13 protein-coding genes are annotated in these 18,156 nt (G+C 71.9%); 9 read left to right on the top strand and 4 right to left on the bottom strand.

Annotated elements, in window-relative coordinates:
* Window positions 1-52: 52 nt before the first annotated feature.
* The 3 genes from ACF08B_RS00200 to ACF08B_RS00190 form a co-directional block, all read right to left on the bottom strand.
* On the bottom strand, window positions 53-2,506 hold the full coding sequence (locus ACF08B_RS00200) for a SpoIIE family protein phosphatase (protein WP_392315291.1): 2,454 nt from the start codon (window positions 2,504-2,506) through the stop codon (window positions 53-55).
* A 142-nt stretch (window positions 2,507-2,648) separates the two neighbouring features.
* The gene (locus tag ACF08B_RS00195; RefSeq protein ID WP_392315290.1) at window positions 2,649-5,108 is read right to left on the bottom strand and encodes an MFS transporter; all 2,460 of its coding nucleotides are present in this window, start codon (window positions 5,106-5,108) and stop codon (window positions 2,649-2,651) included.
* A gap of 151 nt (window positions 5,109-5,259) precedes the next feature.
* The gene (locus ACF08B_RS00190) at window positions 5,260-5,703 is read right to left on the bottom strand and encodes an SRPBCC family protein (protein WP_392315289.1); all 444 of its coding nucleotides are present in this window, start codon (window positions 5,701-5,703) and stop codon (window positions 5,260-5,262) included.
* Window positions 5,704-5,838: 135 nt separating this feature from the next.
* On the opposite strand from ACF08B_RS00190, the gene ACF08B_RS00185 reads away from it, so the two are divergent.
* The 4 genes from ACF08B_RS00185 to ACF08B_RS00170 all read left to right on the top strand — a co-directional run bounded on the left by ACF08B_RS00185 (window position 5,839) and on the right by ACF08B_RS00170 (window position 9,644).
* Window positions 5,839-6,891, top strand: a complete 1,053-nt coding sequence (locus tag ACF08B_RS00185; RefSeq protein ID WP_392315288.1) for an Rv2578c family radical SAM protein — start codon at window positions 5,839-5,841, stop codon at window positions 6,889-6,891.
* A 136-nt stretch (window positions 6,892-7,027) separates the two neighbouring features.
* The gene (locus ACF08B_RS00180; RefSeq protein ID WP_392315287.1) at window positions 7,028-8,617 is read left to right on the top strand and encodes an alpha/beta hydrolase; all 1,590 of its coding nucleotides are present in this window, start codon (window positions 7,028-7,030) and stop codon (window positions 8,615-8,617) included.
* A gap of 50 nt (window positions 8,618-8,667) precedes the next feature.
* On the top strand, window positions 8,668-9,066 hold the full coding sequence (locus ACF08B_RS00175) for a RidA family protein (RefSeq protein WP_392315286.1): 399 nt from the start codon (window positions 8,668-8,670) through the stop codon (window positions 9,064-9,066).
* Between the two features lie 53 nt (window positions 9,067-9,119).
* Window positions 9,120-9,644, top strand: coding sequence for a GNAT family N-acetyltransferase (locus ACF08B_RS00170; RefSeq protein ID WP_392315285.1), 525 nt, complete (start codon window positions 9,120-9,122; stop codon window positions 9,642-9,644).
* 7 nt (window positions 9,645-9,651) lie between these two features.
* On the opposite strand, the gene ACF08B_RS00165 is transcribed toward ACF08B_RS00170, so the two are convergent.
* On the bottom strand, window positions 9,652-10,236 hold the full coding sequence (locus ACF08B_RS00165) for an adenylosuccinate lyase (protein ID WP_392315284.1): 585 nt from the start codon (window positions 10,234-10,236) through the stop codon (window positions 9,652-9,654).
* A gap of 370 nt (window positions 10,237-10,606) precedes the next feature.
* Between ACF08B_RS00165 and ACF08B_RS00160 the strand changes: the two genes are divergently transcribed.
* From ACF08B_RS00160 to ACF08B_RS00140, 5 genes are all read left to right on the top strand, one after another.
* The gene (locus ACF08B_RS00160) at window positions 10,607-12,421 is read left to right on the top strand and encodes a 3-hydroxyacyl-CoA dehydrogenase family protein (RefSeq protein ID WP_392315283.1); all 1,815 of its coding nucleotides are present in this window, start codon (window positions 10,607-10,609) and stop codon (window positions 12,419-12,421) included.
* 145 nt (window positions 12,422-12,566) lie between these two features.
* Window positions 12,567-13,388, top strand: a complete 822-nt coding sequence (locus ACF08B_RS00155) for a TetR family transcriptional regulator (protein WP_392315282.1) — start codon at window positions 12,567-12,569, stop codon at window positions 13,386-13,388.
* 431 nt (window positions 13,389-13,819) lie between these two features.
* Window positions 13,820-15,157 (top strand): crotonyl-CoA carboxylase/reductase, encoded by a 1,338-nt coding sequence (gene ccrA / locus ACF08B_RS00150; RefSeq protein ID WP_392316006.1) that lies wholly within the window; start codon window positions 13,820-13,822, stop codon window positions 15,155-15,157.
* A gap of 9 nt (window positions 15,158-15,166) precedes the next feature.
* Window positions 15,167-17,194: a protein meaA gene (locus ACF08B_RS00145; protein ID WP_392315281.1), complete on the top strand. Its 2,028-nt coding sequence runs from the start codon at window positions 15,167-15,169 to the stop codon at window positions 17,192-17,194.
* Window positions 17,191-18,153, top strand: coding sequence for a CoA ester lyase (locus ACF08B_RS00140; RefSeq protein WP_161291613.1), 963 nt, complete (start codon window positions 17,191-17,193; stop codon window positions 18,151-18,153). The genes ACF08B_RS00145 and ACF08B_RS00140 overlap by 4 nt, the downstream gene beginning before the upstream one ends.
* Window positions 18,154-18,156 lie beyond the last annotated feature (3 nt).

The following is an 18,156-nucleotide window of genomic DNA, read 5'->3' as shown; positions in this document are numbered from 1 at the left end:
ACGGGATCCAGTGGAGCGGAGGGCGTGCAACGGGGTGCCGCACGCCCCCTGTTCAGCGGTTGCCGGTGAGGGTCTGCTCGAACCAGACGGTCTTGCGGTGTCCGCTGGTGCTGGCACCCCACTCCCGGGCGAGCCGGCTGACCACCCGCAGTCCGCGACCGGACTCGTCGAGAGGGCCGGCACTCAGCATGGCGGGCAGGGCGGGCTCGTCGTCGGTGACCTCGAACAGCAGCGCGTCGGTGCGGACCACGCGCAACCCGATCCGGTCGCCCTGCGCGTGCCGTACGGCGTTGGTGACGACCTCGCTGACCAGCAGCTCGGCCGTCTCCACCGCATGGGACAGGCCCCACGTGAGGAGCCGTTCGCGCACCAGGCGGCGGGCCCGGGGCACCGCGAGCGGCTCGGCGTCGAACCGCCATTCGGCGACGTGATCGTCGGGAATGCCGTTGAGGCGGGCCATGAGCAGGGCGACGTCGTCCTTGCGCCCGCCGCGCGTGTTGAGGGCGCGGATGATGGTGTCGCACGCGTCGTCCATCGAGGCGGCCGGGTGCGCGGCGGACTCGCAGAGCGCGGCGAGACCCTCGCCGATGTCGGAGCCGCGCACCTCGACCAGGCCGTCGGTGCACAGCACCAGGCGGTCGCCGGGGGCGACCCGGATACGGACGGCCTCGAAGGGGACGCCACCGACGCCTATCGGCGCACCGGTGGGCAGGTCGAGCAGTTCGCTGCTGCCGTCCTCGGCGCGGACCAGGACCGGCGGGATGTGGCCCGCGTTGGCGAGGGTCAGCTCACCGCAGATCGGGTCGTAGACCGCGTACAGGCAGGTGGCGAGGTAGTTCTCGCCGAGCCGGCGAGCCAGGTCGTCGAGGTTGCGCAGCAGCTGGGCCGGCGGGGTCTCCATGGTCGCCATGGTCTGTACGGCGGTGCGCAACTGGCCCATCATCGCCGCCGAGTTCAGGCCGTGGCCCATGACGTCGCCGACCACGAGGGCGGTGCGCGAACCGGGCAGTTTGATGGTGTCGAACCAGTCGCCGCCGATCCGGCCGAGCCGGGTGCCGGGCAGGTATCGGGTGGCGACGTCGCACCCGGCCATCCGCGGGTTCACCTGCGGCAGCATGCTGTCCTGGAGGGTGTCGGCGACGTTCTCCTGGTACGTGTACATGCGGGCGTTGTCGAGCACGAGGCCGGCGCGGGCGGCGAGTTCGGCGCCGGTGGTGCGGTCCATGTCGTCGAAGGCGGGGCGGTCCGGGCGGCGCATCAGCACCATGAAGCCGAGGACGACGTTGCGTGCCTTGAGCGGGACGATCAGCAGGGAGCGGCCGCCGATGAGCGGCCTGAGGTCGCGCTTCTCGAACTCCCCGGAGATGCGCTCGGACAGCTCCTCGGTGACCCTCGGGACGACGACGGGCTCGCCGGTGACCATGCACTTGTAGAACGGGGTGTGCTCGGGGAAGGCGAAGGCCTCGCCGACCGGCACGGTGTCGTCCCAGCGGCCCGGTTCGTCGTTGTGCTCGACCCAGACGCGGAACATCACGGTGCTCGCGTCGGGCGGTCCGTCCGGGAAGCCCTCGCCCGCCAGGACCGCGGCGCGCAGGTGGGTGCCCGCGAAGTCCGCGAAACGGGGGACGGCGGCGCTGGTCACCTCGCGGATGGTCTCGCCGAGGTCGAGGGAGGTGCCGATGCCGGAGCTGACCTCGTTGAGGAACTCCAGCCGCTCGCGGACGGCGGCGTACTCCAGGTCCAGCTCGGCTCCGGCCGGGACCGGGGCGGCCGCCGCCCGCTCCCGCGGCACGACGGCCTCGACGCGGGCGCGTCCCGCACGGCGGGGCACACCCCAGTACGGCGTCACGGGCACCCGGTCGTACTGGCTGAACTCCAGGACGGGGTAGCCCAGTTCGAGGACCTGGGAGACGATGCGGCCGCTGAGCCCCGGCCCCATGTTGGGCAGGATCTCGGGCAGCCGCCGTTCGAGCTCGTCGAAGGCGGGCAGTTCGGTGTGGCGGGCGAAGCCGGGCGAGATGCGTTCGGCGGTCTCGTCGTCGTAGCCCCGCTCCTCGCGGAGCCGGGTGGCGTCCGCGGCGAGCACCAGCAGCCGGAAGGAGCCCGGCCCGACCAGCGGGTAGGCCCACCAGAGCACGTCGAGCCGCTCACCGTCCGCCGGCTGCCCGTACGGGACGAGGCGGGCGCGGCCCGCCGTGGCGTACGAGGTCCGGCCGCCGAGCGAGGACTCCAGGTCGGGACCGAGGGCGTCGTACTCGTCGTAGGCGTCCGGCATCGGCTCGCCGTGCAGGTCGTCGGCGAGGGCGCCGGAGACCGGCAGCAGGTCGGCCGCGGAGCGCCCGACCGCGTCCTCCCGGCCCACACCGAACAGGCGCCGCGCCCCGCTGCTCCAGTGGGAGACGAGGCCGTCACGGTCGACGACGACCACGGCCAGCGGAATCCGGCCGGCCGCCGTGTCGCCGGTGTCGCGCTCGGGAGCTGTGTCCCGCTCGCTGCCACGGTCCATGGCCCAGGCCCTCTCTCCCCACGGCTGTTCGCAAACGATCTGTGCCGCCCGCCACTACGGTAAGGCGACGGCCGGTGGCGATGTGTGGCAATCCGGGAATTGGTGGCGCCCGATCGCACCGGCGCGCGGCCCCGTGCGCCGCTCAGTCCTCGTGCCCCAGTTGCAGGTCCCGTTCCGTGCGGCCACCGCCCGCGACCTGCAGCACCGTGGCGACCGGCGGGTAACCTGCGGCGATGACGGTGTACTCGCCGGAGGAGAGATCCACGAACCGGAACGTTCCGTCGGCTCCGGTGGTGAGGGTGTCGACGACGTTGCCCGCGGCGTCGAGGAGCGTCACGCGCGCGTCCTCCACCGCGCGGCCGCCGTGGGCCCGCACGGTCCCCTTCAGCACGGCGCCGCCCGCGAGTTCGACGTCCTGCCGGGTCTCCCGGGAGGCCTGCACGGTGACGGGCAGCGCGGCGGGCCGGAAGGCGGGGGCGCTGGCGGCCAGGGTGTACTCGCCGGCGACCAGTTCGGTGATGACGTAGCCGCCCTCCCGGCCGCTGCGGGTGGCGGCGACGACCTCGCCGTGGACGTTGGTCAGTGTGACGGTGGCGTCCCGCACGGGGCTGCCGTCGGCGGTGAGCACGCTGCCGGCCAGTCGCCCGGCGCCACCGAGGACGACGTCGAGTTCGACGGGCCGTTCGCCGACGGTGACGGAGACGGCCTGCGGCTGGTGACCGCCGGCGGCGGCGATCAGCACGTACGCCCCGGAACCGGGGGTGCCGAGCGCGTACCGGCCGTCCTCGCCGCTCGCGCCCCGGCCGATCTGCTGTCCGGCGACGTCGATGAGGGTGAGGGCGGCGCGGGGCACCACGGTGCCGTCGGGGTGCTGCACGGTGCCGCAGACGGGGACGCCCGCGGTGTGGGGGGTGCGGGCCGTCGGGATCGGGGCGCCGGCGCTCAGGGTCTCGGGCTCGGTTTCGGCGGTGTGGTGGGACACCAGGGGTTTCTCCTTGAGGAAGAAGGCGATGAGCAGGCCGAGGGCGAGCACCGGGACCAGGTAGAGGAAGATCCGGGGCATCGCGTCGGCGTAGGCGCGGATGTAGGCGTCGCGCAGGGCCGGCGGCAGCGCGTGGACGAGCTGCGGGGTGAGGGAGTCGGCGTCGGGCAGCCCGGCGCCCGCCCGCGGGGGCAGTTCCCTGCGCAGGGAGTCGGTGAGCCGGTCGGCGAAGAGGGTGCCGAAGACGGCCGCGCCGACGCTGCCGCCGATCTGCCGGAAGTAGTTGTTGGCGCTGGTGGCGGTGCCGAGGTCGGCGGGGCGCACGGAGTTCTGCACGGCGAGCACCAGGACGGGCATCACCAGGCCGATGCCGGCGCCGAGGACGGCCATCCAGATGCTGTAGTGCAGCCGGGGCGTGTCGGTCTCCAGCCGGGACAGCAGCCACATGCCGGTGGCGGAGACGGCGCCGCCGAGCACGGGGAAGATCTTGTAGCGGCCGGTGCGGCTGATGAGCTGCCCGCCGATGATCGAGGCGCCGACGATCCCGGCCATCATGGGCAGCATGAGCAGCCCGGAGCCGGTGGCGCTGGCCCCGTCCACCATCTGCAGGAAGGTCGGCAGATAGCTGGCCGCGCCGAAGAGGGCCACGCCGATGACGAGGCCCACCAGGCCGCTGACGTTGAAGACGGAGTCGCGGAACAGCCGCAGCGGGATGAGGGGTTCGGCCGCGAAGCGCTCGGCGACGAGGAAGAGGGCGACGGCGGCGACCGCGCCGGCCGCCAGGCCGAGGATCTGCCGGGAGTCCCACGCGTACTCGGTGCCGCCCCAACTGGTGAGCAGGACCAGGCAGGTGGAGGCGGCTGCGAGCAGCAGCGCGCCGGGCACGTCGAGCCGTCCGCGCACCGCGGGCCTGGGGAGCTTGAGGACGACGGTGACGACGGCGAGGGTGACCAGGCCGAAGGGGACGTTGACGTAGAAGCACCAGCGCCAGGAGAGGTGGTCGGTGAAGTAGCCGCCGAGGAGCGGTCCGGCGACGGAGGCGAGGCCGAAGGCGGCGCCGATCAGGCCCATGTACCGGCCGCGTTCGCGGGGCGGCACGATGTCGGCGATGATCGCCTGCACGCCGATCATGAGCCCGCCCGCGCCCACGCCCTGGACGGCGCGGAAGGCGATCAGCTGGTCCATGCTCTGCGCCCGGCCGGCGAGCGCGGAGCCGACGACGAAGACGGCGATGGCGAACTGGAAGACGCCCTTGCGGCCGACCAGGTCGCCGAGCTTGCCGTACAGCGGCAGGCCGATGGTGGAGGTGAGCAGATAGGCGGTGATCGCCCAGGACATCCTGTCCAGGCCGTGCAGTTCGCCGACGATCTTCGGCAGCGCGGTGGCGACGATCATCTGGTCCAGTGCCGCGAGCAGCAACGCGAGCATCAGCCCGACGAACACCAGCCGCACGCGGCGCGGCCCGAGTTCGGCCATGGTCGCGGCGGGTGGGGGCGCGGCGGTGACGGCGGCGGTCCCTCCGGCACCCGCGGCCCCCTCGGGACCCTCGGCCGCCCGGATCGCCTCCCCGGCGTCCGGTGCCGCGACCGGCTCGTGCTTCACCAGAGTCGACCCGCCCACGTACCGCTCCCTCGTCGCACCTGTCACAATTCCCGCGTAAGGCGACAACTGCGAACAACTGCGGCGAGTTACGGCACCGCCGTGGAGGTGGCGGAGATCCACTCGAACCGGTGAAGGGGCGCAACGCCCCTCCACCGGTGGGGGCTTGGCGCTACTTCTCGACCTCGGCGGCGAGGTTGGCGAGCACGGCGTCGTAGATGCGGCCGAGACCCTTGGGCGCGAAGGTCCTCTCGAAGAAGCCGCCGATGCCGCCGGCGCCCTTCCAGGTGGTGGTGACGACGACGCGGGAGCTGCCCTCGCCGGCGGGGGTGACCCGCCAGGTGGTGACCATGGAGGAGTTGCGGTCCTTCTCGACCAGCTCGCCGTCGGTGGGCTCGCCGACCTCCAGGAGGCAGTCGCGCACCCTCTTGCTGGTGGCCTGGAGCTTCCAGTGGACGAGGGTGCCCTCGCCGTCGCCGCCCTCGCGCACCTCGTACTCGCTGAAGTGCTCGGGCAGCAGCCGCTGCCGCGTGCCGCGGTAGTCGGCCAGGGCGTCGAACACCTTCTCCGCGTCCGCCGCGACGACCCGCTCCGTAGTGGCCTCGACCTGCGCCATTGCGTTCCTCCAGGACCTGTGTGCTCGCCGGTTGGGGCAAGCCAACCACCCCGGCGCCCGGCCGCCCAAATCGGGGGGCGCACGATCATGGGAACAGATGTTCTATTGTGGGTGCAGTCCTACCGAGGAGGCGTCATGCGCTGGGAGAACCTCACCGTGGAGTCCGGGGAGCCCGCCGAGCACGGCCGGGCGGCCGATCCCGCGCTGTTCGGCGCGGAGGCCGTCACCACCCGGACGTTCGACACCCCCGAGTTCCGCGGGATCACCTTCCACGAGGTCCGGGCCCGCTCCGTGCTGAACCGGGTGCCGGGCGCCTCGCGCATGCCGTTCGAGTGGACGGTCAATCCCTACCGGGGCTGCTCGCACGCGTGCGTCTACTGCTTCGCGCGCAAGACGCACAGCTACCTGGACCTGGACACCGGAGTCGGCTTCGACACCCAGATCGTGGTCAAGGTGAACGCGCCCGACGTGCTGCGCCGTCAGCTCGGCTCCCGCCGCTGGACGGGCGATCACGTGGCGATGGGCACGAACGTGGACTGCTACCAGCGCGCCGAGGGCCGCTACCGGCTGATGCCGGGCATCATCTCCGCCCTCACCGAGCACGCGAACCCGTTCTCGATCCTCACCAAGGGCACCCTGATCCTGCGCGACCTGGAGCTGCTGACCCGGGCGGCCGAGGTGACCGACATCGGCGTCTCGGTCTCCGTCGGCTTCCTCGACACCGGGCTGTGGCGCACGGTGGAACCCGGCACCCCGGCGCCGGAGCGCCGGCTGGACGTCGTGCGCACCCTCGGGGAGCACGGCATCGGCTGCGGGGTCCTGATGGCACCGGTGATCCCGTTCCTGAGCGACGACCCGGCCCAACTGCGGGCGACGGTACGGGCGATAGCGGCGGCCGGGGCCACCTCCGTCACACCTCTGGCGCTGCACCTGCGGCCGGGCGCCCGGGAGTGGTTCATGGCCTGGCTCGGCCGCCACCACCCGCACCTGGTGCGCCGCTACGAGCGGCTGTACGCGGACGGCGCCTACGCGCCCAAGTGGTACCAGCGCCGGATCACCCGTCAGGTGCACGAGCTGGCGCGGGAGTACGGCATCGGGCCCACGCGCGCGGGCCTGGCCCGGCGGATCCGCCCGGTGGAGCCGGAGCCGCGGGACATGTCCGAGCCGACCCAACTCACCCTCATCTGAGAGCGTTCGAGGGCATCCCTCGGCCCATCCGGGTCAACTATGGCCGCGACGCGTTCTCCGGGTGGCCGATTCCGGGACGATCCGGCGAGAACCGTGATCCTCACGGCTCGCCGACACCTCCGTCCCGGGAGGACCCATGAGAACACGCGCAGCCGTGCTGTGCGCAGCCGCAGCCGTGCTGGCGGGCTCGGTCGCGGCCGTCCCCGCCCACGCGGCCCGGACCGCGCCGGCGGCACCGGCCGCTCCGGCCGCGGAACCCGTCTGGAAGAAGTGCGCGACCAACGACTACCCGACGCTCCAGTGCGCGTCCCTGACGGTGCCGCTGGACCACGCGCAGCCGTCCGGCCGGCAGATCACCCTCGCCCTGTCCCGTGTCCCGCACACCGCGAAGACCTCCCAGGGCCCCCTGCTGGTCAACCCGGGCGGCCCCGGCGGCAGCGGGCTGACCCTCGCCGGGTTCGTCGCCTCGACGCTGCCCAAGGCCGTGGCGGCCCAGTACGACGTGATCGGTTTCGACCCGCGCGGGGTCGGCCGCAGCACCCCCGCCCTGGACTGCGTGCCGGGCCACTTCAAGCCGGTGCGCCCGGACACCGTCCCCGCCACGCCCGCGCTGGAACAGGCGAACGTGGAGCGCGCGAAGTCCTTCGCGGCCGCCTGCGGCCGCAAGTACGCCGACGTGCTGCCGTACGTCAACACGGTCAGCGCCGTCCAGGACATGGAGGCCATCCGCCGGGCCCTCGGCGCGGAGCGGATCAACTACTTCGGCTACTCGTACGGCACCTACCTCGGCGCGGTCTACGCCAAGCTGTACCCCGAGCGGGTCCGGCGTCTGGTGCTGGACTCGATCGTCGACCCGTCCGGCGTCTGGTACGACGACAACCTGGGCCAGGACTACGCCTTCGACGACCGCCACCGGGCGCTGATGGCGTGGATCGCCAAGTACGACGCCAGGTACAAGCTGGGCACGGACCCGGCGAAGGTCGAGGCGCAGTGGTACGCGATGCGGGCGGCCCTGGCGCGGACCCCGGCCGAGGGCCGGGTCGGCGCCTCCGAGCTGGAGGACACCTTCATTCCGGGCGGCTACTACGACGGCTACTGGCCCTACCTCGCCGAGGCGTTCGTGGCCTACGTCCACGACGGCAGGACCGGGCCGCTGGTGGAGGCGTACGACAACTTCGCCACCGTGGACGGCTCGGGCGACAACGGCTACAGCGTCTACACGGCCGTGCAGTGCCGTGACACCTCCTGGCGGCGCACGTGGAGCCGGTGGAGCGCGGACACCTGGGCGGTGTACGGCAAGGCTCCCTTCATGGCCTGGAACAACGCCTGGTACAACGCACCCTGCGCGTTCTGGCCGACGGCGGCGCTGAAGCCGGTGGACATCGCCAACACCGAGCTGCCGCCCGCGCTGCTGTTCCAGGCGACGCGGGACGCGGCCACCCCTTATCCGGGCGGTACGCGGGTCCACCGGCTGCTGGCCGGCTCCCGCCTGGTGGTCGAGGACGGCGGCGGCAACCACGGCATCACGCTGAGCGGCAACGCCTGCCTCGACGGGTATCTCGCCGCGTACCTGGCCGACGGCACGCTGCCGCACGGCACCGGCACGACGGACGCGGCCGACGCGGTCTGCCCGAAGTCGCCCGACCCCAAGCCGCTCACCGCGAAGGCGGCGTCGGTGTCGTCCCGCGGTTCGGCCCTGCACGGGCTGCTGGGGTTCCGCCGCTGACGGCCCGGCCGGGCGGGGGCGTTGTCAGTGGGGTGGTCCACCATGGAGAGATGAGTGAACCGACCCGGATCTCCGCCCCCGCCGGGGTCGCCCCCGCGGCCCAGTACAGCCACGTGGTCTCGGCGACCGGCCGCTTCGTCGCCGTCTCCGGACAGCTCGCCCTGGACGAGGACGGCCACCTGGTCGGCAAGGACGATCCGGCGGCACAGGCCCGCCAGGTGTTCGAGAACCTGCGGCGCTGTCTGGCCGCCGCGGGGGCCGGCTTCGAGGACGTCGTGAAGCTGACGTACTTCGTCAGGGACCGGGCGCATCTGCCGGCGATCCGGGCGGCGCGCGCCGCGCACATACCCGACGACCGCCTGCCGGCGTCCTCCGCCGTGCAGGTGGCGGGTCTGGTGGCGCCGGAGTTCCTGATGGAGATCGAGGCGTTCGCGGTGGTGGGCTCCTGAGGGGGGGCTCAATCCGCGGGCACTCCCGGGAGTTCATTGCCTAGGGTGCCGTCATGGACGGCACCCCGACCCGCATCCGCCCGATGGCCCTCGCCGACTGCGAGCGCGTCTCCGAGATCCGCATACGCGGCTGGCAGCACGCCTACCGCGGCCTCATACCCGAGACGTACCTCGCCGGCCTCGACGTCGCGGCGGACGCCGAGCGGCGGCGGGCCCGGTTCGCCGAGGGGACCGGGCCCGTGGGGAACCTGGTCGCCGAGCGGGCCGGCGAGATCCTCGGCTGGGCGGCGTACGGGCCGTACCGCGACGGTGGCTCGCCGAACGGGGACGCCGAGCTGTACGCGATCTACCTGGACCCGGGACACGTCGGCGGCGGGATCGGGCGGGCCCTGCTGGCGGAGGCGGTCGCGCGGTGCTCCGCGTACCCGCGCATGCGCCTGTGGGTCCTGAAGGACAACACCCGGGCCCGCCGCTTCTACGAGCGCGCCGGATTCCGGCCGGACGGCGCCGAGGAGCCCTTCGAGGCGGGCGGCGTGCCGGTGCCCGAGCTGCGGTACGTGAAGGAGCTGCGCGGCTGACCGCGCGTCACCTCACGCCCTTCTGCTGCGGGATGCGGGCGAGCGCGTGCACCGCCGCCTCCGCGAGGGCGGGGTGGGCCAGTGCCTCGTTCAGCACCCGCCGGGCGCGGCCGTCGCCGAGCGCGCCCAGGCCCTCCACGCAGGCGAGGGCGACCCGCCGGTAGGGGTCGTGCGGGCGCAGCCGCCGCTCCAGGGTGGTGATCAGCGCGGGCACCGACTCCGGGGCGCGCAGGGCCGCCAGCAGCCGTACCGGGTGCAGGGCGTAGGCGACGCGGAGCTCGTTGGTGGCGAGGGCGGCGGCCGCCCGGGCCGTGCGCGGGTCGCCGAGCCGGGCGAGGGCGTGGGCGGCGGAGGCGCAGCGCGGAGGGTCTCGGTGGTTGAGGAGCAGCACCAGGGCCTCGAAGGCGCGCCGGTCGCCGGCGAGGCCGAGACGGAACGCGGCCAGTTCCCTGGCCCACAGGGGCTGTCCGGGTGCGGTGAGCACGTCCGCGAGCTCGTCGCGGTCGTCGGTCGCCAGCAGCCGGTCGTACCCGGCCGTGCCGTGCGACTCCCGCCGTAAGCGTTCCGTGAGCGATCGCAACTCTTCGTCCACGCGCACCAGCGTAGAGGGGCGATGCCGGCGGAGGGAGGTACATCACAAAGTCCGGGGACTGGCGCGCTCGTTACTCGCCGGTTAAGCTCAGACGAGCGAGTACCCCTCGCACTCTCGCTGGCGCCGGTTTGGTGACGCAGCCGTCGCGAGCTTGTCGGTTCGGTGCACCGTGTGTACCGCAGTACGACCCGGCTTCGGGACAGAGCCGGTCGGAATCAGCCGCTCCCCGGCGTGTGCACGCCCGTGGGACCGGCACACCGGGCGTGTGCGCTCGCGGCCCGGAAACACCCGCATCCCTTCACGCACCGCGGTGCGCCCTCCGGGCGCACCCGGGCGTTCCTCGTCGTCACCCTCATTCTGGAGTCCCGCGATGGCCACTCCCCTGTCCCCTCGGACCGGCAGCTCTCCGTCCCCGTTCAAGACGATCGCCGTGGTCGGCCTCGGCACCATGGGCACCGGCATCGCCGAGGTCCTCGTGAAGGCCGGCCGCGAGGTGATCGGCATCGACATCAGCGAGGCCCAGGCCGACAGGTCCCGCACCGCCCTGGAGGCCTCCACCGCCCGTGCCGTGGCGCGCGGCCGGCTCACCGAGGAGGAGCGCGCCGAGGCTCTGGCCCGGGTCCGCACCTCCACCGACCTGCGGGCGGCGGCCGACGCCGACCTGGTCATCGAGGTGGCCCCGGAGTCGTACGAGATCAAGCAGCAGATCTTCCGCGAACTGGACGGCATCGTCCGCCCGGAGACGATCCTCGCGACCGGCACCAACGCCCTGTCCGTGACCCGGCTGGCCGCGGACTCGGCCCACCCCGAGCGCATGCTCGGCCTGCACTTCTTCAACCCGGCCCCGGCGATGAAGCTGGTCGAGGTCGTCTCCTCGGTGCTGACCGCGCCGCAGGCCGTCGCCGCGGTCACGGACCTCGCGGTCGAGCTGGGCAAGGAGCCGGTCGCGGTCGGCGACCGCCCCGGCTTCGTCGCGGACGGCCTGCTCTTCGGCTACCTCAACCAGGCGGCCGCGATGTACGAGGCCCGGTACGCCTCCCGTGAGGACATCGACGCGGCGATGCGGCTCGGCTGCGGTCTGCCCATGGGCCCGCTCGCCCTGCTGGACCTGATCGGCATCGACACCGCGCGCACGGTCCTGGAGGCCATGTACGCCGAGTCCCACGACCGGCTGCACGCCCCCGCCCCGATCCTCAAGCAGCTCAGCGAGGCCGGTCTGACCGGCCGCAAGTCCGGGCGCGGTTTCTACACCTACGAGGCGCCGGGCAGCGCCACGGTCGTGCCGGACGCGCTGACCCCGGCGGCGGGCGGCACGCTCACCGCCGGGCGCGAGATCCGCTCGGTGGGTGTCGCGGGCTCCGGCACGATGGCCTCCGGCATCGCCGAGGTGTTCGCGAAGGCGGGCTACGAGGTGGTCCTGGCCGCCCGCAGCGAGGAGAAGGCGCAGGCCGCCAAGGCCCGCATCGGCAAGTCCCTCGCGCGCTCCGTCGACAAGGGCCGGCTGACCGCCGAGGCCGCCGCGCAGATCCTGGACCGGATCGCCCCGGCCGGCTCCTACGAAGCCTTCGCCGGCGTCGACCTGGCCGTCGAGGCGGTCGCCGAGGACCTGGAGGTCAAGCGGCAGCTGTTCCAGGCGCTGGACAAGGTGTGCAAGCCCGGCGCGATCCTGGCCACCACCACCTCCTCGCTGCCCGTCGTCGCCTGCGCCCGCGCCACCTCGCGCCCGCAGGACGTGATCGGCATGCACTTCTTCAACCCCGCCCCGGCGATGAAGCTGGTCGAGGTCGTCCGCACGGTCCTGACCGCCGACGACGTGCACGCGACCGTCCGCGAGATCTGCGGGAAGATCAAGAAGCACGCGGTGGACTGCGGCGATCGCGCCGGGTTCATCGTGAACGCGCTGCTGTTCCCGTACCTCAACAACGCGATCAAGATGGTCCAGGAGCACTACGCCTCGCTGGACGACATCGACGCGGCGATGAAGCTCGGCGGGGGCTACCCGATGGGCCCGTTCGAGCTGCTGGACGTGGTGGGCCTGGACGTCTCGCTGGCCATCGAGAAGGTGCTGCACCGCGAGTTCCGCGACCCCGGTCTCGCCCCGGCGCCGCTGCTGGAGCACCTGGTGGCCGCGGGCTGCCTCGGCCGCAAGACGGGCCGCGGCTTCCGCGAGTATGCCCGCCGCTGACGGCGCCGGGGACTGGTTCGACGGCGCCGCGGACGGCGCGGACTGGGGCGGACTGCTCGACCCGGTGGACGCTCCCCCGCCCCTCACGGGCGGGGGAGCCCCCTCACCCGCGCACCGAGCTGCGCACATGCAGTACTTTCGGGTCATGCCCCAGCCCGCCAAGTCCTCACGTACACCAGCCACGCCCGACGCGCCGGAAAGTGCCGCAGGCAGTCGCGCCGCCGCCCAGCGGCTGAAAATGCGCCGGGAACTGGCGGCCGCAGCGATGGAACTGTTCGCGACCAAGGGGTACGAGGCGACCACCGTCGACGAGATCGCGGCCGCCGCCGGGGTCGCGCGCCGCACCTTCTTCCGCCACTTCCGATCCAAGGAAGAGGCGATCTTCCCGGACCACGACGACACGCTGATCCGCGCCGAGGCGGTCCTGAACGCCGCGCCCGCGCACGAGCACCCGCTCGACACCGTGTGCCGCGGGATCAAGGAAGTCATGAAGATGTACGCGGCCCGGCCGGAGATCTCGGTCGCCCGCTACAAGCTCACGCGCGAGGTGCCCACCCTGCGCGAGGCCGAGATCGCCTCGGTGGCCCGTTACGAGCGGCTGTTCACCCGCTATCTGCTGGGGCACTTCGACGAGCACGCGCACGCCGACGACGCCAACGACGACCCGCTGCTCGCCGAGGTGGCCGCCTCCGCCGTGGTCACCGCGCACAACCACGTCCTCCGGCGCTGGCTGCGGGCCGGCGGCCAGGGGGACGTGGAGACGCAGCTGGACCACGCCTTCGCGATCGTGCGCCGGACGTTCGGCACCGGAATCGGCGCCGGGCGCGGCTCGGCGCCCCGGACGGCGACGACCACCGCGCCGGCCTCGGTGTCGGCCCACGGCGAGGTGCTGGTGACCGTCGCCCGGACCGACGCACCGCTGGACGAGGTCATGCGGACCATCGAGGAGGCTCTGAAGGAGCGCTGACGGACCGCTCGCCCTGTGATGACGGCCACCCTTCGGGGTGGCCGTTTTGCCATGTCAGAGGCCGTTTTCGCGGAGATTTCCGAGGCCGTTCGATCGATCATCGCTCATTTGTTACGTAAAGATTTCATCTGAGGCCAAGTCATGGCACTCAGTGCCTTGCCACCTGACACGCGGTGTCATACGTTGAAGATGTCCGGGCGGCCGGCGAGCAGAGACCAAGCGTTCGCCGGCTGTCCCCGCAAGCCGACGGCCTGCGCGCCCGGACGCCTGCGTCACAGGCAACCTCCCGCGCCACAAAGCGCTGCCGAAGCACCACCGAGCCGAACCGACGGCACATCTCCACCCACCCTCAGCAGCACTCATCGCAGCACCGACGAATCCCAAGGCGCCCCTCCCTCAGGGCGCTCACCGCCGGAGGCAATACCGTGACCGTGAAGGACATCCTGGACGCGATCCAGTCGAAGGACGCCACGTCCGCCGACTTCGCCGCCCTGCCGCTCCCCGAGTCGTACCGCGCGATCACCGTCCACAAGGACGAGACCGAGATGTTCGCGGGCCTCGAGACCCGCGACAAGGACCCGCGCAAGTCGATCCACCTCGACGAGGTCCCCGTGCCCGAGCTCGGCCCGGGCGAGGCCCTGGTGGCCGTCATGGCCTCCTCGGTCAACTACAACTCGGTGTGGACCTCGATCTTCGAGCCGCTGTCGACCTTCGGGTTCCTGGAGCGCTACGGCCGCACCAACGAGCTGGCCAAGCGCCACGACCTGCCGTACCACATCATCGGCTCCGACCTCGCGGGCGTCGTCCTGCGCACCGGCCCGGGCGTCAACGCCTGGAAGCCCGGCGACGAGGTCGTCGCCCACTGCCTCTCCGTCGAGCTGGAGTCCTCGGACGGCCACAACGACACCATGCTCGACCCCGAGCAGCGCATCTGGGGCTTCGAGACCAACTTCGGCGGCCTCGCCGAGGTCGCGCTCGTCAAGTCCAACCAGCTGATGCCGAAGCCGGGCCACCTGAGCTGGGAGGAGGCCGCCGCCCCGGGTCTGGTCAACTCCACCGCGTACCGGCAGCTGGTGTCCCGCAACGGCGCCGGCATGAAGCAGGGCGACAACGTGCTCATCTGGGGCGCGAGCGGTGGGCTCGGCTCCTACGCCACGCAGTTCGCCCTGGCCGGCGGCGCCAACCCGATCTGCGTCGTCTCCAGCGAGCAGAAGGCGGACATCTGCCGCTCGATGGGCGCCGACGCGATCATCGACCGCAGCGCCGAGGGCTACAAGTTCTGGAAGGACGAGCAGACCCAGGACCCGAAGGAGTGGAAGCGCTTCGGCAAGCGCATCCGCGAGCTCACCGGCGGCGAGGACATCGACATCGTCTTCGAGCACCCCGGCCGCGAGACCTTCGGCGCCTCGGTCTACGTCACGCGCAAGGGCGGCACCATCACCACCTGCGCCTCCACCTCGGGCTACATGCACGAGTACGACAACCGCTACCTGTGGATGTCGCTGAAGCGGATCATCGGCTCCCACTTCGCCAACTACCGCGAGGCCTGGGAGGCCAACCGCCTCATCGCCAAGGGCAAGATCCACCCGACGCTGTCGAAGGTGTACTCCCTGGAGGACACCGGCCAGGCCGCCCACGACGTCCACCGCAACGCCCACCAGGGCAAGGTCGGCGTGCTGTGCCTCGCTCCCGAGGAGGGCCTGGGCGTGCGCGACGAGGAGATGCGCGCCAAGCACATCGACGCCATCAACCGCTTCCGGAACATCTGAGGGCCTTAGATGACAGAGCGTCAGAAGGACCGTCCGTGGCTCATGCGGACGTACGCGGGTCACTCGACCGCGGAGGCGTCCAACGAGCTGTACCGGCGCAACCTCGCCAAGGGCCAGACCGGTCTGTCGGTGGCGTTCGACCTGCCGACGCAGACCGGCTACGACTCCGACCACATCCTCGCCCGCGGCGAGGTCGGCCGGGTCGGTGTGCCCGTCGCGCACCTCGGTGACATGCGCCGGCTGTTCCAGGGCATCCCCCTGGAGCAGATGAACACCTCGATGACGATCAACGCCACCGCCATGTGGCTGCTGGCGCTCTACCAGGTCGTCGCCGAGGAGCAGGGCGCGGACATCACCAAGCTCCAGGGCACGACCCAGAACGACATCGTCAAGGAGTACCTGTCCCGGGGGACGCACGTCTTCCCGCCGGGACCGAGCCTCCGCCTGACGACGGACATGATCGCGTACACGGTCTCCCACATCCCGAAGTGGAACCCGATCAACATCTGCAGCTACCACCTGCAGGAGGCCGGGGCCACGCCGGTGCAGGAGATCGCGTACGCGATGTCCACCGCGATCGCCGTGCTCGACGCGGTGCGCGACTCCGGCCAGGTGCCGCAGGAGCGCATGGGCGACGTCGTCGCGCGCATCTCCTTCTTCGTGAACGCGGGCGTCCGCTTCGTCGAGGAGATGTGCAAGATGCGGGCGTTCGGCCGCATCTGGGACAAGGTCACCCACGAGCGGTACGGCATCGAGAACCCCAAGCAGCGGCGCTTCCGCTACGGCGTCCAGGTCAACTCCCTGGGCCTGACCGAGGCGCAGCCGGAGAACAACGTCCAGCGGATCGTGCTCGAGATGCTGGCCGTGACCCTCTCCAAGGACGCACGCGCGCGTGCCGTGCAGCTGCCGGCCTGGAACGAGGCGCTGGGCCTGCCCCGGCCCTGGGACCAGCAGTGGAGCCTGCGCATCCAGCAGGTGCTCGCCTACGAGAGCGACCTGCTGGAGTACGAGGACATCTTCGCGGGCTCGCACGTCGTCGAGGCGAAGGTGGACGCCCTCGTGGCGGAGTCCCTCGCGGAGATCGAGCGGATCCAGGAGATGGGCGGCGCGATGGCCGCCGTGGAGTCCGGCTACCTGAAGTCCCAGCTGGTCGCCTCGCACGCCGAGCGGCGGGCGCGGATCGAGTCCGGCGAAGAGAAGATCATCGGTGTCAACGCCTTCGAGGGCACCGAGCCGAACCCGCTGACGGCCGACCTGGACACGGCGATCATGACGGTCGACCCGGCGGTCGAGGCCCGCGTCATCGAGTCCCTCCAGCACTGGCGCGACACCCGCTACCAGCCGCCCTTCAACCACCCGCGCCCGTGCAAGGCGCTGGACCGGCTGAAGGAGGCCGCGAAGGGCACCGACAACCTGATGGAGGCCACGCTGGAGTGCGCCCGCGCCGGTGTCACGACCGGTGAGTGGGCCGGGGCCCTGCGGGAGGTGTTCGGCGAGTTCCGGGCGCCCACCGGGGTGTCGTCGGCGCCGGTGGCGGTCACCGCCGAGCCGGGCTCCGCGCTGGCCGAGGTCCGCGCGAAGGTGGACGGCACCGCCCGCGAGCTGGGCGTCGGCAAGTTGCGCTTCCTGGTCGGCAAGCCCGGCCTGGACGGGCACTCCAACGGCGCCGAGCAGATAGCCGTCCGGGCCCGCGACGCCGGCTTCGAGGTGGTCTACCAGGGCATCCGGCTGACGCCCGAGCAGATCGTGGACGCGGCACTCGCCGAGGACGTGCACGCCGTGGGCCTGTCGATCCTCTCGGGCTCGCACGCCCAGCTGGTGCCGGACGTGCTCCAGCGGCTGCGTGTGGCCGGTGCCACAGATATACCGGTGATCGCAGGTGGCATCATCCCGAACGGGGACGCCGACCAGCTCAGGGCCGCCGGAGTGGCCGCCGTCTTCACCCCGAAGGACTTCGACATCACCGGAATCATCGGCCGCATCGTCGACGAGATCCGGAAAGCGAACAAGCTCGACCCTCTGGAGGTCCCCGCATGACCACCGTCAACCGCCTTCGCCCGCGGCGCTCCTGCCTGGCCGTACCGGGCTCGAACCCGCGCTTCCTCGAGAAGGCGCAGGGCCTGCCGGCGGACCAGGTCTTCCTGGACCTGGAGGACGCGTGCGCGCCGCTCGCCAAGCCGGAGGCACGGCACACCATCGTCAAGTTCCTCAACGAGGGTGACTGGACGGGCAAGACGCGGGTCGTGCGCGTCAACGACTGGACGACCGAGTGGACGTACCGCGACGTCGTGACCGTCGTCGAGGGCGCCGGCCAGAACCTCGACTGCATCATGCTGCCGAAGGTGCAGACGGCCCAGCAGGTCGTCGCCCTGGACCTGCTGCTCACCCAGATCGAGAAGACCATGGGCTTCGAGGTCGGCAAGATCGGTATCGAGGCGCAGATCGAGAACGCGCAGGGCCTGAACAACGTCAACGAGATCGCGCAGGCCTCCCCGCGCGTCGAGACGATCATTTTCGGCCCGGCCGACTTCATGGCGTCCATCAACATGAAGTCGCTGGTCGTGGGCGAGCAGCCGCCCGGCTACCCGGCGGACGCCTACCACTACATCCTGATGAAGATCCTGATGGCCGCCCGCGCCAACAACCTCCAGGCGATCGACGGCCCCTACCTCCAGATCCGCAACGTCGAGGGCTACCGCGCGGTCGCGCAGCGCGCCGCCGCGCTCGGCTTCGACGGCAAGTGGGTGCTGCACCCGGGCCAGGTCGAGGCGTCCAACGAGATCTTCTCGCCGTCGCAGGAGGACTACGACCACGCCGAGCTGATCCTGGACGCGTACGACTACTACACGTCCGAGGCGGGCGGCAAGAAGGGCTCCGCGATGCTCGGCGACGAGATGATCGACGAGGCCAGCCGCAAGATGGCCCTGGTCATCTCCGGCAAGGGCCGGGCCGCCGGCATGCAGCGCACGTCGAAGTTCGAGATCCCGGAGGCCTGAGCG

Origin of the sequence: Streptomyces sp. NPDC015139, from assembly GCF_043079785.1 — a bacterium.
GTDB lineage: Bacteria > Actinomycetota > Actinomycetes > Streptomycetales > Streptomycetaceae > Streptomyces > Streptomyces albidocamelliae.
The sequence above is the reverse complement of the archived record's forward strand: the minus strand, read 5'-3'. Positions and strand labels throughout refer to the sequence as shown.

Coding starts and splice junctions, on each gene's coding strand:
- ACF08B_RS00190 (WP_392315289.1), bottom strand. CDS start 5,703: ATGGCGCAGGTCGAGGCCACTACGGAGCGGGTCGTCGCGGCGGACGCG.
- ACF08B_RS00155 (WP_392315282.1), top strand. CDS start 12,567: ATGCCCCAGCCCGCCAAGTCCTCACGTACACCAGCCACGCCCGACGCG.
- ACF08B_RS00160 (WP_392315283.1), top strand. CDS start 10,607: ATGGCCACTCCCCTGTCCCCTCGGACCGGCAGCTCTCCGTCCCCGTTC.
- ACF08B_RS00140 (WP_161291613.1), top strand. CDS start 17,191: ATGACCACCGTCAACCGCCTTCGCCCGCGGCGCTCCTGCCTGGCCGTA.
- ACF08B_RS00145 (WP_392315281.1), top strand. CDS start 15,167: ATGACAGAGCGTCAGAAGGACCGTCCGTGGCTCATGCGGACGTACGCG.
- ACF08B_RS00180 (WP_392315287.1), top strand. CDS start 7,028: ATGAGAACACGCGCAGCCGTGCTGTGCGCAGCCGCAGCCGTGCTGGCG.
- ACF08B_RS00175 (WP_392315286.1), top strand. CDS start 8,668: ATGAGTGAACCGACCCGGATCTCCGCCCCCGCCGGGGTCGCCCCCGCG.
- ACF08B_RS00170 (WP_392315285.1), top strand. CDS start 9,120: ATGGACGGCACCCCGACCCGCATCCGCCCGATGGCCCTCGCCGACTGC.
- ACF08B_RS00200 (WP_392315291.1), bottom strand. CDS start 2,506: ATGGACCGTGGCAGCGAGCGGGACACAGCTCCCGAGCGCGACACCGGC.
- ACF08B_RS00185 (WP_392315288.1), top strand. CDS start 5,839: ATGCGCTGGGAGAACCTCACCGTGGAGTCCGGGGAGCCCGCCGAGCAC.